General features: G+C 69.6%; 11 protein-coding genes and 1 riboswitch. Of the genes, 9 read left to right on the forward strand and 2 right to left on the reverse strand.

Features of this window, described 5'->3' with window-relative positions; genetic code table 11:
• Positions 1-3 precede the first annotated feature (3 nt).
• The 5 genes from AB0E56_RS15315 to AB0E56_RS15335 all read left to right on the forward strand — a co-directional run bounded on the left by AB0E56_RS15315 (position 4) and on the right by AB0E56_RS15335 (position 4,265).
• The gene (locus AB0E56_RS15315) at positions 4-789 is read left to right on the forward strand and encodes a fumarylacetoacetate hydrolase family protein (RefSeq protein WP_359800388.1); all 786 of its coding nucleotides are present in this window, start codon (positions 4-6) and stop codon (positions 787-789) included.
• Positions 774-1,574: an aldolase/citrate lyase family protein gene (locus tag AB0E56_RS15320; protein ID WP_359800389.1), complete on the forward strand. Its 801-nt coding sequence runs from the start codon at positions 774-776 to the stop codon at positions 1,572-1,574. Before AB0E56_RS15315 ends, AB0E56_RS15320 begins: the two co-directional genes overlap by 16 nt.
• Before the next feature lie 75 nt (positions 1,575-1,649).
• Positions 1,650-2,897, forward strand: coding sequence for an MFS transporter (locus tag AB0E56_RS15325; RefSeq protein WP_359800390.1), 1,248 nt, complete (start codon positions 1,650-1,652; stop codon positions 2,895-2,897).
• Positions 2,898-2,919: 22 nt separating this feature from the next.
• Positions 2,920-3,642, forward strand: coding sequence for a DUF6882 domain-containing protein (locus AB0E56_RS15330; RefSeq protein WP_359800391.1), 723 nt, complete (start codon positions 2,920-2,922; stop codon positions 3,640-3,642).
• Positions 3,643-3,704: 62 nt separating this feature from the next.
• On the forward strand, positions 3,705-4,265 hold the full coding sequence (locus AB0E56_RS15335) for a hypothetical protein (protein WP_359800392.1): 561 nt from the start codon (positions 3,705-3,707) through the stop codon (positions 4,263-4,265).
• Between the two features lie 88 nt (positions 4,266-4,353).
• On the opposite strand, the gene AB0E56_RS15340 is transcribed toward AB0E56_RS15335, so the two are convergent.
• Together AB0E56_RS15340 and glyA are read right to left on the reverse strand one after the other, a co-directional pair.
• Positions 4,354-5,232: a bifunctional methylenetetrahydrofolate dehydrogenase/methenyltetrahydrofolate cyclohydrolase gene (locus tag AB0E56_RS15340; protein WP_359800393.1), complete on the reverse strand. Its 879-nt coding sequence runs from the start codon at positions 5,230-5,232 to the stop codon at positions 4,354-4,356.
• Positions 5,233-5,387: 155 nt separating this feature from the next.
• On the reverse strand, positions 5,388-6,662 hold the full coding sequence (gene glyA / locus AB0E56_RS15345; protein ID WP_359800395.1) for a serine hydroxymethyltransferase: 1,275 nt from the start codon (positions 6,660-6,662) through the stop codon (positions 5,388-5,390).
• Positions 6,663-6,701: 39 nt separating this feature from the next.
• Positions 6,702-6,786: riboswitch (ZMP/ZTP riboswitch) on the reverse strand.
• 107 nt (positions 6,787-6,893) lie between these two features.
• Here glyA and AB0E56_RS15350 point away from each other — a divergent pair.
• The 4 genes from AB0E56_RS15350 to AB0E56_RS15365 all read left to right on the forward strand — a co-directional run bounded on the left by AB0E56_RS15350 (position 6,894) and on the right by AB0E56_RS15365 (position 12,871).
• Positions 6,894-8,405 (forward strand): family 20 glycosylhydrolase, encoded by a 1,512-nt coding sequence (locus tag AB0E56_RS15350; protein WP_359800396.1) that lies wholly within the window; start codon positions 6,894-6,896, stop codon positions 8,403-8,405.
• Positions 8,402-9,574 carry an N-acetylglucosamine-6-phosphate deacetylase gene (nagA, locus tag AB0E56_RS15355; protein ID WP_359800399.1) on the forward strand — a complete coding sequence of 391 codons (1,173 nt, stop codon included), beginning with the start codon at positions 8,402-8,404 and terminating at the stop codon, positions 9,572-9,574. The genes AB0E56_RS15350 and nagA overlap by 4 nt, the downstream gene beginning before the upstream one ends.
• 711 nt (positions 9,575-10,285) lie before the next feature.
• Positions 10,286-12,490 carry a sigma-70 family RNA polymerase sigma factor gene (locus AB0E56_RS15360; RefSeq protein ID WP_359800401.1) on the forward strand — a complete coding sequence of 735 codons (2,205 nt, stop codon included), beginning with the start codon at positions 10,286-10,288 and terminating at the stop codon, positions 12,488-12,490.
• Between the two features lie 9 nt (positions 12,491-12,499).
• Positions 12,500-12,871, forward strand: a complete 372-nt coding sequence (locus tag AB0E56_RS15365; RefSeq protein ID WP_359800402.1) for a YrdB family protein — start codon at positions 12,500-12,502, stop codon at positions 12,869-12,871.

Raw genomic sequence — 12,871 nt, forward strand, 5'->3', positions numbered from 1 at the left:
CGGATGCTGTCAGCGGAGACCATCACGCAGATCGCGGCCGAGCTCGCCGAGGCCGACCGCACGCACGCGGTGATCCCCCGTATCACCGCGCGTTTCCCGGAGGCGACGGTCGAGGACTCGTATGCGATCCAAGGTGTCTGGCGCGACTCGCAGATCGCGGCAGGGCGCCGGCTCGTCGGTCGCAAGATCGGCCTCACCTCGAAGGCGATGCAGCAGGCGACCGGCATCACCGAACCGGACTACGGCGTGATGTTCGACGACACCGTGTACGAGTCCGGCGCCGAGATCCCCGTCGACCACTTCTCGAACGTGCGCATCGAGGTCGAGCTCGCCTTCGTGCTCAAAGAGCCTCTCGAGGGTCCGGACTGCACGCTCGAGGACGCCCTCGCCGCGATCGACTACGCCGTGCCGGCCCTCGAGGTGCTGAACTCGCACATCGAACTCGAGGGCCGCACGATCGTCGACACGATCAGCGACAACGCGGCCTACGGGGCCATGGTGCTCGGCACGGTGCACAGGCGTCCGGACGAGATCGACCTGCGGTGGGTGCCTGGCGTGCTCTCGCGCAACGGCGAGATCGAGGAGACCGGGGTGGCCGCAGGCGTGCTGGGGCACCCCGCGACGGGCGTGGCGTGGCTGGCGAACAAGTTCCATCAGCACGGCGCGCGTCTCGAAGCCGGCGAGATCATCCTGGCAGGATCGTTCACGCGCCCGATGTGGGTGTCGCGTGGCGATGAGGTGCTGTGCGATTACGGACCGATGGGAACAATCGCATGCCGCTTCGTCTAGACCCTTCCTTCCGCGAGCAGCTCGCAGGCGCGGATCACCCCTTCGTGGGGATGTGGGTGTGCTCGGGCAGTCCGCTCCTGGCCGAGGTCGCCGCAGGGTCGGGGCTCGACTGGCTGCTGATCGACATGGAGCACTCGGCGAACACTCTCGAATCCGTGCTCCTGCAGCTCCAGGCCGTCGCCGCGTATCCGATCGTTCCGCTCGTGCGCGTGCCCTCCAACGATGCGGTCGCGATCAAGCAGATCCTCGACCTCGGCGCGCAGAACCTGATCGTGCCGATGGTGTCCTCCGCTGACGAAGCGCGCGCCGCCGTCGCCGCGACCCGGTATCCCCCGGCAGGGGTCCGCGGGGTGGGCAGCGCCCTGGCCCGCAGCGCACGGTGGAACCGCGTCGATCGCTATCTGCAGGAGTCCGCGCAGCACACCTCGCTCACCGTGCAGATCGAGACGGCGGCGGGTGTCGAGGCGGCGGCCGAGATCGCCGCGGTCGACGGCGTCGACGCGGTGTTCGTCGGCCCCTCCGACCTCTCCGCCTCGATGGGGCTGCTCGGTCAGCAGACCCATCCCGATGTGACCGCAGCCGTGTCCGCGGTGTTCGCCGCGGTCACCGCTGCCGGCAAGCCGGTGGGGGTGAACGCGTTCGATCCTGCGGCCGCGGATGCGTACCTCGCCGCGGGCGCCGACTTCGTGGCGGTGGGCGCCGACGTCGCCCTCCTGGCGCGCGCCTCAGAGGCGCTGGCCGCACGGTTCACCCCGACGGACGGAAGCACCCGCGCCAGCTACTGACCGCGGGTCGGTGCGGGCCTCGAACGCGCAGCACCCGTGGCAGGATGGCCGGGTGCACAGGATCGGGATCGTGCGGTGAGCCGCGGGCTCGCCGCGATGCAGGACCGGAACTTCCGCTGGTTCTTCCTCGCCCGCGCGATCACGATGATCGCCGGTTCCATGTCGTCGATCGCCCTCGCCTTCGCGGTGCTGGAGATCGACAACGACGCGCGTTCGCTGTCTCTCGTGCTCGCCGCCTTCACGGTCAGCAACATCGTGTTCGTGTTGTTCGGCGGCGTGATCGCCGACCGCCTCCCGCGTGCGCTGATCATCCAGGCCTGCTACGTGGTCGACATCCTGTCGATCGGCACGATCGCCGCCCTCCTGTTCACCGGCTCCGCCACGATCCCGCTGCTCGTCGTGCTGTCCATCGTGAACGGCGCCTCCACCGCCTTCGTCATGCCGGCGATGCAGGGCATCATCCCGCAGCTGACGACGCCGGAGCATCTGCAGCAAGCGAACGCGATGCTCTCGTTCGTGCGGTCGGCCGTCACGATCGGCGGTCCGATCATCGCCGGCATCCTGGTCGCCACCGCCGGGCCGGCCTGGGCGATGGTGGTGCAGGCCGCAGGGTGGGTGATCGCGATCCCCGTGCTCGCCCTGGTCACGCTGCCGCCACCGGCGCACACGGGCGGCACCACGATGTTCCGCGACCTGCGCATCGGGTGGCAGGAGTTCTGGAGCCGCTCCTGGCTCTGGACGATCGTGCTGGCCTTCATGATCATGAACGCCATCCATGTCGGCGCCTGGGGCGTGGTCGGCCCCTACATCGCCAAGAACGACGATCGGCTCGGCATCACCGGCTGGGGATGGGTCGTGAGCGCCGAGGGTGCGGGTGTCCTGTTGATGACGCTCCTGCTGATGTGGTTCCCCCTGCGTCGACCGCTGCGGTACGGGATGATCGGGATGGCGGCCTTCGCGGTCCCTCTCACCGTGCTCGGGATCCACCCCGCGGTCGTGCTGCTCGCCATGGCGGCGTTCATCGCCGGCGCGGGCGCCGAGGTCTTCAGCACGGGATGGAACCTCGCGATGATGGAGAACATCCCCGGGGAGAAGCTCTCCCGGGTCGCGAGCTACGACATGCTCGGCAGCTTCGTCGTGATGCCGATCGGCACGCTCGTGTACGGGTGGCTGATCACGCACGCGGATGCCTCGACCGTGCTCGTCGCCTCGGGTGCGGTGTACGCCGCGGTCGCTCTGCTCACACTGCTGGTGCCTGCCGTGTGGCGGATGGGACGCCCGGAGCGCGCCGTCGCGACCTCGGGTGAACTAGCGGATTCATAGAATTCCCGGCGAGACTGTGCGCATGACCTTCGCCGCGCTCCAGCCTCTCGCCGACCGTGCCGCCCTGTTCGTCGCCCTCCGACAGGACGCCTTCTCCGCTGCCGCCGACGCCCTCGGCGAGCACCGCTGGGATGCTGACATGGCCGCAGGAACCCTGACGTTCACGGCGAACGCCGACCCCACGCGTCAGCTGGTGACGCGCGCGCATCTGATCGCGACGATCGCGCCGGGGCCCCGGTCGCTGCTGTGGGCCTGGGCGCACCCCAGCGGAGACGCACAGGGTGTTGCCGGGCAACTGCACGCCTACGGCACTGAGCACGGCATCGCAGAGCTCACGACGTCGGAGGTGCCGTTCCCCGCAGACGCATCGGGCGACGACGACTGGATCGCTCAGGCTGCTCACGCGGTCGGAGGCGTGGCCGTGGAACTCACCGGCCGCTCGCCGTACTACTCGGCGCCCGTCGGCAACGGGACGCGCGCGGTGTTCCTCCTCGATGCTCCGCTCGCCCCGCTCACCGTGGCCGATGCCGTCGTCGCGCTCCCTCGTGTCCTCGCCGGCGTGAACCTCCCCGACGCGCGGACGTCCGTCTGGGATCTCGCGCGCCTCGCGAACTGGACCCTCACCTGGACCGATGACGCCTTCTCCGGAGCCACCGTGTCGGACTCGTCGGGTACGGCGACCTTCCGATTCGACGACCGGGCCCGCATCAGCGGGATCGAGAGCACCCTCCACGCGCAGGGCTGACCCACCGGAGCGCGACGACCATCGCGCTCGACCGTCCGGGACCGATGTGGGATCCTAGCCGCATGAAGAACGGAATCGTCCGGTTCGCCGCCCTCTACGTGTTCGACGTCGCGGTGCTGCTGCTGATCGGGCTGCTGCTCCCCGGCGTCTCGGTCGGGTGGAACGCCCTGTGGGCCGGCGTCATCCTGACCCTGGCCGCGCTGTTCGTGAAGCCGCTCCTCTCCGGAGCGTTCCGGAGGTCCGCCGCGAAGTCGGCGGCCGAGCGCACGAAGACAGGCGAGAAGGTCGTGCAGTACGTGCTCGTATACCTCGTCGAGCTCATCATCTGGGTGCTCACGGTGTGGCTGAGCGGCGTGCGAGCGTCCGGCTTCTGGGCTTTCGTGCTCCCGCCGCTCGCGCTGCTGTTCGGGTGGATGATCTACGACCAGATCGACGACAGGATGCGCGCGAAGGCCGGGGAGATCTACGACTCCGTGCAGGCTCGCGTCCGGGGTCGGGGCGCGGATTCCGCTCCTGCCGCGGCGCCGTCCGCAGCGGACACCCGCGAGACCGCCGCCGCCCGCGAGGAGCTGAAGGACGGTCTGACGCCGGAGCAGCGTCGGATGCTCGACGAACTCGGTTGAACCGGTCAGCCCTCGCAGATACGCACGACGTCGCAGGGATCTCGCGGACTCCTGCGACGTCGTGCGTTTCTGCGATCTGGCGCGAGCGTCAGAGGAGGCGCTCCGCAGCCTCGACCACGTTCGTCATGAGCAGTGCGACCGTCATCGGGCCCACACCTCCGGGGTTCGGGGAGAGGTAGCCCGCGACCTCGGCCACCTCGGGCGCCACATCACCGAAGACCAGACTCTTCCCGGTCTCGGCGTCGCTCTCGCGCGTCACACCGACATCCAGCACCGCCGCGCCGGGCTTGACGTCTTCCGCGCGGATCAGGTGCTTGACACCTGCCGCCGCGACGATCACGTCGGCCTCCCGCAGGTATCGCGGCATGTCGACGGTGCCCGTGTGGGTGAGGGTCACCGTGGCGTTCAGTTCACGGCGGGTCAGCAGCAGTCCGATCGAACGGCCGATCGTGACGCCACGGCCGACGACGACCACGTGCTTGCCCGTGAGGTCATAGTCGTTGCGCAGCAGCAGCTCGATCACGCCGCGCGGCGTGCACGGCAACGGCGTGTGGATGGGCCCGTTGACGTTGAGCACCAGGCGTCCGAGGTTGGTCGGGTGCAGGCCGTCCGCATCCTTCGCAGGGTCGATCCGCTCGAGGATGGCGTCGGTGTCGAGGTGCTTCGGCAGCGGCAGCTGCACGATGTAGCCGTGACATGCGGGGTCGGCGTTGAGCTCGTCGATCAGCGCCTCGACCTCGGCCTGCGACGCGTCGGCAGGCAGTTCCCGCTGGATCGAGTTCATCCCGATCGCCTCGGACTGCCGGTGCTTCATGCCCACGTACAGCTGCGATGCCGGGTCGGCACCCACCAGCACGGTGGCGATTCCCGGCGTGATGCCCTTCGCCTTCAGCGCAGCGACGCGCTCGGTCAGCTCTGCGCGGATGGCGGCCGATGCGGCCTTCCCGTCCAGGATCTTCGCGGTCATGTCTCTCTTCCTTCCGTCGTGCGTCATACGTCTCGCCGTCTCCCCGAGCGCACGGCTTCTCGTCGAGTGCACGGCTTGTTCGCGTTGACAAGCCGTGCACTCGGCAGCATCCCGTGCGCTCGCGGGTAGAGGCGAAGGGCGGGCGAGGCGAGGGGTTACTGCTGCAGGTCGGGGTAGAGCGGGAACGACGCAGCGAGGGCATCGACGCGGGCGCGCAGCGACTCGACATCCGCCCCGGGGAGCAGCGCGAGCGCGATGATGTCGGCCACCTCGGTGAACTCCGCATCCCCGAACCCGCGGGTCGCGAGCGCCGGGGTGCCGATGCGCAGGCCCGAGGTCACCATCGGCGGTCGCGGGTCGTTCGGCACGGCGTTGCGGTTGACCGTGATGTGGATGTCGTGGAGGAGGTCTTCCGCCTGCTTGCCGTCGACCTCGGCCTCGCGCAGGTCGACCAGTACGAGGTGCACGTCGGTGCCCCCCGAGCGCACGGCGATGCCCGCCTCCTTCACGTCCTGCTGCGACAGCCGCTCGGCGATGAGCTTCGCGCCGCGCAGCACGCGCTCCTGACGCTCCTTGAACTCCGGGGTTCCGGCGAGCTTGAACGCGGTCGCCTTGGCGGCGATCACGTGCATGAGCGGACCGCCCTGCTGGCCGGGGAACACGGCGGAGTTGATCTTCTTCGCGAGCTCGGCGTCGTTCGTGAGGATGAAGCCGGAGCGGGGACCGCCGATGGTCTTGTGCACGGTCGAGGAGACGACGTGGGCGTGCGGCACCGGGTTCGGGTGCAGACCTGCGGCGACCAGGCCGGCGAAGTGCGCCATGTCGACCCAGAGCAGGGCACCCACCTCGTCGGCGATCTCACGGAACGCGGCGAAGTCCATCGTGCGCGGATATGCCGACCAGCCGGCGATGATGACCTTCGGCTTGTGCTCGATCGCGAGCCGGCGCACCTCTGCCATGTCGATGGTCGAGGTCCCGGGGTCCACGCCGTAGGCGACGATGTCGTAGAGCCGGCCCGAGAAGTTGATCTTCATGCCGTGCGTGAGGTGACCGCCCTGGTCGAGCGACAGACCGAGCAGCGTGTCGCCGGGACGCGCGATCGCGTGCAGGACGGCCGCGTTGGCCGAGGCGCCGGAATGCGGCTGCACGTTCGCGAACTCCGCACCGAACAGGCTCTTCGCCCGCTCGATCGCGAGGGATTCCGCGACGTCGACTTCTTCGCAGCCGCCGTAGTACCGGCGCCCGGGGTACCCTTCGGCGTACTTGTTCGTGAGCACGGAGCCCTGCGACTGCAGCACCGAGACGGGAACGAAGTTCTCGGACGCGATCATCTCGAGGAAGGTCTGCTGGCGCTTCAGCTCCCGGTCGAGCACCTCGGCGATCTCCGGATCGACTTCGGCGAGCGGGGCGTTGAAGTAACGGTCGGTCATGGTGACATGCTCCTTTGACGACGGATTCGAAGGGGTGTTCCTATCGGCCCAGGCGCGCGGTCGAATTCCGTGGTCAGTCGCTCCCCGGTGGTAGTCCACCCAGACGCCAGTCGCGACGAGTACGAGCATAGCGGATGTCGACCCACGGGAACGCTGCGGCTTCGACACCGGTCGCAGAATCGATTCGACTTCCCCATTCCGCTCGGCGATCACGGCCGGTAGGTTTTGTTCATGGTCCTTCCTCATCCTCTCCCGCTCGTACCAGCGCCCGTCTCCGCCATCGCACGGGAGGGCCGGATGCCGATCACCGCGACGACGCGCGTGCTCGGCCACGCGCCCGCTGCAGCCGAGCTGCTCGCCGCGGTGGAGCGCCGCACCGGCATCCGCCTCACGCCCGTCGAGACGGCCCCTGCGGAGATCGAGCTGTTCGTGGACGCGGAATCCTCGGCGCCGGAGGGCTACACGCTCGAGGTGGGCGAGCGCGCGGCCGTCATCGGCGCCGATGAGGCAGGCCTCTTCTACGGTGTCCAGACGCTGCTGCAACTGCTGCGGCAGGACGACACGGGCTGGAGTCTCCTCGGTGCGGACGTCGCGGACTCCCCGCGCTTCGCACGGCGCGGGGTGATGCTCGACGTCGCGCGGCACTTCTTCGGCGTCGAAGACGTGAAGAGGTTCATCGACAGCACCAGCGCCCTCAAGCTCAACCACCTGCACCTGCACCTGAGCGACGATCAGGGGTGGCGTGTGCACATCGACTCCTGGCCGCGGTTGACGCAGCTGTCCTCCGGCACCTCCGTCGACGGCCACCCCGGGGGCTTCTACTCGAAGGACGACTACCGCGAGATCGTGGCGTATGCAGCGTCGCGCCACATGATCGTCATCCCCGAGATCGACCTGCCAGGCCACACGCATGCGATCGGAGTGGCCTATCCCGAACTCGTGGAGGCCCCGGTCCTCAACGACACCCTCGTCGCCGACTCGCAGCGCCTCGGACAGCAGCTGCCCGAGGCGGGGAAGCCGTACCTGGGGTGGGGCGTCGGGCATTCCAGCGTCCGTATCCACGAGGAGCGCACCTACGATTTCGTCCGTGATGTCGTTCGCGAGCTGGCGGAGATGACCCCCGGCCCGTACATCCACATCGGGGGCGACGAATCTCTCGGGACCCCCCAGGCCGACTTCGACCTGTTCGCCGAGCGCGCGACGGAGATCGTCGTCGATGCAGGGAAGGTCCCGATCGCCTGGCACGAGATGGGGTCAGCGGCGGGTATCGCCGAGGGCACCGTCGGGCAGTACTGGGGGATGACCACGCCCGCGGGCGCGCATGCCGCGGAGGCAGCCCACTTCGTCGAGCGCGGAGGGGCATTGATCATGTCCGCCGCGAACGTCACCTATCTCGACATGAAGTACACCGAGGACTTCCCGCTCGGACTCACGTGGGCCGCGGTCATCGACGTCCGCAGCGCCTACGAGTGGGAGCCGACCGCGGTCCTCGACGTACCGGAGTCCGCGATCCTCGGCATCGAGGCGCCGCTGTGGTCCGAGACCACCCGCACTCTCGACGAGGTCGAGCAGCTGGTGTTCCCCCGGGCCGCGGCCCAGGCAGAGGTCGCGTGGTCGCCGAGAGAGGCCCCGGATCGGGTGTGGGAGTCCTTCCGTGTGCGCGTCGGATCGCTCGCGCCGCTGTGGAAGGCTGAAGGGGTGAAGTTCCACCCCGCTGACGAGATCCCCTGGAGCGCACGTTGAGCACCCACTCCTCCACGACCGGTTCACTGGTCATCCACTCCGCACGGATCATCGACCGGGGCGAGACAGTCGACGACGGATGGATCCGCATCGAGCGTGGCATCGTCACGGCTCGGGGCACCGGCTCAACATGGGAACCGGCCGACGACGTCGTCGACGCCGCCGCGGTCGCGGGTCCCGGCGCGGTGCTCACCCCCGGTTTCATCGACATCCACGGACACGGCGGTGCCGGGGCGTCGTTCGACGACGGCGTCGAGGCGATCCGCACCGCGCGAGAGCTGCATCGTGCTCACGGGACCACTCGGGCGGTCGTGTCACTCGTGACGGCGCCGCTGGACGAGCTGGTGCGAAATGTGGCCACCATCGCGGACCTGACCGACACCGACGCCGACATCCTGGGCTCTCACCTCGAGGGACCCTTCCTCGACCCCGGCCATCACGGCGCCCACGAGCCCTCGCTGCTGCGCCACCCCGACCCCGCCGACGTCGAGCGACTGCTGGAGGCCGGACGCGGGACGGTCCGCCAGGTCACGATCGCGCCGGAACTCCCCGGCGGACTGGAGGCGATCCGGCGGATCGTCGCCGCCGGTGCCGCTGCCGCCGTCGGGCATACCGACGCGGATGCCGAGATGGCCGTCGCCGCATTCGAGGCGGGCGCGTCGATCCTGACCCACGCGTTCAACGCGATGCCCGGCATCCACCACCGCGCTCCTGGGCCGGTGCTCGCCGCAGCCGCCGACCATCGAGTCGTGCTCGAGGCCATCGCCGACGATGTGCACCTCGACCCCCACGTGGTCAAGCTGGTGTTCGACGCCGCCCCCGGTCGCGTGGCGCTGATCACCGATGCGATGGCCGCCGCGGGCACTGCCGACGGTCATTACGACCTCGGCGCGGTGAGCGTCACGGTCGAAGCCGGCGTGGCTCGGGCGGATGACACCGGCTCGATCGCGGGATCGACACTCACGCAGGACGTCGCATTGCAGCGCGCAGTCGCCGCGGGTGTGCCCCTGGCCGAGGGCGTTCGCGCTCTCACGGAGACGCCGGCGAGAGCGATCGGACGGGAAGCCACGCTCGGGAGCCTGCGCCCCGGGATGATGGGCGATGCCGTGCTCCTGGATGCGGAACTGCGCATCGCGCGAGTGTGGTCGGGACCAGGGCTGCTCGGCTGAACGAGCACGCATTCGCGCGACGCGCAGCTCTGCGCTCTCCGGTCGTGCGTGTCGAGGGCGGGGGGTCGCCGTTCCCCAGATCGGCGACCCCGTTCCCCCTCCAGAGAAGGGGGGCCGGGACTCCTCCCCCGAGGTTCCCGACCCACCCGACCGGTGCAGTTGCCCCTCGCACCAGCGCCTGAACTCCGCCCCCCGGAGGAGTTCGTACGGCTGTCTCTATGGGATGAGACGGCAGCCTCATCGATTCATTACGCGACTTCTCGAAATTTCTTCGAGAAGTCCTGTCGGACCTCGCGCCGACGGAACGGGGGGCCGCCGTTCCCCAGATCGGCGACCCCGTTCCCCCTCCAGAGCTGGGCGGCCGAGGACTCCTCCCCCGAGGTTCCCGACCCACCCGACCGGTGCAGTTGCCCCTCGCACCAGCGCCTGAACCCCGCCCCCCGGAGGAGTTCGTACGGCTGTCTCCATGGGATGAGACGGCGACCCCCACGGTTCATTACGCGACTTCGGGAAGTTCTTTCGAGAACGACCGCCGCCAGCCGCATGGGCCCTGGCCGGGCGGGGGCGCGAAGCCGGGCATCGTCTTGGAATTGTCGGGAAGGGTGGCTTCCCTGGGAGATTCGCGAGAGAATGGTGAAGTCGCGTGATGAGCGGCGCTTTCGCGCGTCTCCCCTGTAGAGACGCACCGCGCCCCGCGACAGATGGATGATTGTGCACGAAGAGAACACGACAGACGACCAGCCGATCGGCGATGCCGACCTGATCCTCCGCGCCCGCTCGGGCGACACGGGGGCATTCGGCGAACTCTGGCGGCGGCACTATCCCTCCGGCATGGCCGTCGCGCGGTCGATCACCTCGTCGATCGACCCGGACGACCTGGTGCAGGAGGCGTACACCCGCATCTACCAGGCGATCCTCAAGGGCGGCGGACCGAACGGCTCCTTCCGCGCCTATCTGTTCACGAGCATCCGCAACACCGCGGCAGGCTGGGGCCGGGCACGCCGCGAGACCGCGATCGACGAGCTCGACTCGGTGGCCGATCCCGAGACGACCGACCAGGCCGAGAACGAGGCTCTCGACCGGAGCCTGACCGCGCAGGCGTTCCGGAGCCTTCCCTCCCGCTGGCAGGAAGTGCTCTGGTACACCGAGATCGAGCAGATGAAGCCCCAGGAGGTCGGCCGTCTCCTCGGGATGAAGTCCGGCGCCGTATCGCAGCTGGCGTTCCGTGCACGCGAGGGCCTGCGCGAAGCCTGGGTCCAAGCACACCTGCGCAGCGCGGCCGATGGATCCGAATGCCAGTGGACGATCGAGCACCTGGGCGCGTACTCGCGGGGCAACCTCAGCACACGCGACCACAAGCGCCTCGAGCTGCACCTCGACGAGTGCGCTCGCTGCATGATCGTGGCTGCAGAGGCCAAAGACGTCTCGAAGCGTCTCGCGCTCGTGCTGCTGCCGCTCGTGCTGGGCGTCACCGGCGCCTCGGGGTACCTCGCGACGCTGCAGGGTGCGGGCACACCGATCGTCGCACTCGCCGCGATGCCCTCCGACATCCCGGGAGCCGTGTTCGGCGGGGACGTGTCAGGCCCTGCCGTGACCGCCGGCGCCGCCGGCGCCCATGGCTCCAGCAGTGGGACGGCTGGCGGCGCCGGTGGCAGCACCGCGGGAGGTGCCGCCGGAGGCGGTGCAACCGGGGCGGCGGGAGCAGGAGCCGCTGGTGGCGTGTTCACCGGAATCGGCGCCCTGGTCGGAGCCGGGTCCGCGGCGCTCGTCGTCGCAGGTGTCGTGGCCGCCGCGACGATCATCCCCGGGCTCACCGGTGCCGATCCCGCGACGTCGCTCCCCAGCGCAGGCGATCAGGATGCGTCGTCGATCACCTCAGATGTCGGCCCCGATGAATCCATGAACCTGGACGAGCCGATCGTCATCGAGCCGCCGGTCACCGTTCCGGAAGAGGCGCCCGTCACTCCGGTGGAAGACGAGACCACGGAACCGGCGGCCGAGCAGACCGGACCGGTCGTGGCTCCCCCGGTCGCTCCTCCGGTCATTCCGGTCGACCCCGTGGACCCCGTGGACCCGACCACCCCGGTCGACCCGGTGGACCCCGTCGACCCGGTGGACCCCGTCGACCCGGTGGACCCCGTGGATCCGGTGGACCCCGTGGATCCCGTCGACCCGGTGGACCCCGTAGACCCCGTCGACCCGGTAGACCCCGTAGACCCCGTCGACCCGGTGGACCCCGTGGACCCCGTCGACCCGGCTGTTCCCACCGAGGCTCCGACCTGGGATCTCGCCACCATCTGGTTCGAAGGCCTGACCGTCCACTACAGCATCCCGGTCACCGGCGCCCCCGGCACGACGGTCGAGGCACTGCTGGACGGAAGCAGCGGCGGCGGAGACAGCATCGTCCTCGACGACGCCGGACTCGGGACGATCGACCTCCGTCCGAGCCTCTTCCAGTATCTTCTCGCCGGCCGGACGACGGTGACCTTCCGCTATCTGCTCGACGGCGAGATCGGTCCCTCGGCCAGCACCACCCTGCTGGCACTCGAGTCCACGCGACCGGTCGAAGACGTTCCGATCGACCAGCCGCAGGACCCCGCCACGGAGACGGCCGTCGTACCTGTCGAGACCACGCAGACCGACGCCGCGACGACGATACAGGTCGACCCCGCCCCGGTCCCCGAGCCCGCGCCTGCACCGGAGTCCACACCTGCACCTGCACCCGCTCCGGCTCCGGCACCAGAGCCCGCACCTGCACCTGCACCTGCACCTGCACCTGCACCTGCACCCGAGCCTGCACCTGAGCCTGCACCTGCACCCGAGGCCCTCGCACCGGCGTCGCCGACAGCTCCCGCCGAGGGCGAGTCGGTCGAGGCCCCTGCCGCTCCGGCCGAGGACGCCCCGCCCGCCGAATAGACTGGATCCATGTCCTCGGATCCCGCACCCGTTCCCGGCGTCGAGCGCCCGGTCATCTCCGCGCTCGACATCGTCCGCACGATCGTCCTGGTGGTCGCGGTCGCATCGCTCGCGCTCTGGGGCTTCGCCACCTGGTCGCTCCCGTGGAACATCATCATCGGGATCGGGGCCCCCGTCATCGTCATCCTGATCTGGGCGCTCTTCCTGTCGCCTCGGGCCGTGCTCCGGGTGCACCCCTTCCTCCGCGCCGCCGTCGAACTGCTCGTCTACGTCGGCGTCACCATCGCCTGGTGGTCGATGGGACAGGCCCTGATCGGCACCGCCTTCGCCCTCGTCGCCGTCGTCGCCGGCGTGCTCAGCGGCCGCCGCGCCCTGTCGTGA

The organism is Microbacterium sp. NPDC028030, from assembly GCF_040637855.1.
Taxonomy (GTDB): domain Bacteria; phylum Actinomycetota; class Actinomycetes; order Actinomycetales; family Microbacteriaceae; genus Microbacterium.

Excerpts from the sequence above, each read along its gene's own strand:
- AB0E56_RS15315 (WP_359800388.1), top strand. The coding sequence starts at position 4 with ATGCTGTCAGCGGAGACCATCACGCAGATCGCGGCCGAGCTCGCCGAG.
- AB0E56_RS15320 (WP_359800389.1), top strand. The coding sequence starts at position 774 with ATGCCGCTTCGTCTAGACCCTTCCTTCCGCGAGCAGCTCGCAGGCGCG.
- AB0E56_RS15330 (WP_359800391.1), top strand. The coding sequence starts at position 2,920 with ATGACCTTCGCCGCGCTCCAGCCTCTCGCCGACCGTGCCGCCCTGTTC.
- AB0E56_RS15335 (WP_359800392.1), top strand. The coding sequence starts at position 3,705 with ATGAAGAACGGAATCGTCCGGTTCGCCGCCCTCTACGTGTTCGACGTC.
- AB0E56_RS15340 (WP_359800393.1), bottom strand. The coding sequence starts at position 5,232 with ATGACCGCGAAGATCCTGGACGGGAAGGCCGCATCGGCCGCCATCCGC.
- glyA (WP_359800395.1), bottom strand. The coding sequence starts at position 6,662 with ATGACCGACCGTTACTTCAACGCCCCGCTCGCCGAAGTCGATCCGGAG.
- AB0E56_RS15350 (WP_359800396.1), top strand. The coding sequence starts at position 6,894 with ATGGTCCTTCCTCATCCTCTCCCGCTCGTACCAGCGCCCGTCTCCGCC.
- AB0E56_RS15365 (WP_359800402.1), top strand. The coding sequence starts at position 12,500 with ATGTCCTCGGATCCCGCACCCGTTCCCGGCGTCGAGCGCCCGGTCATC.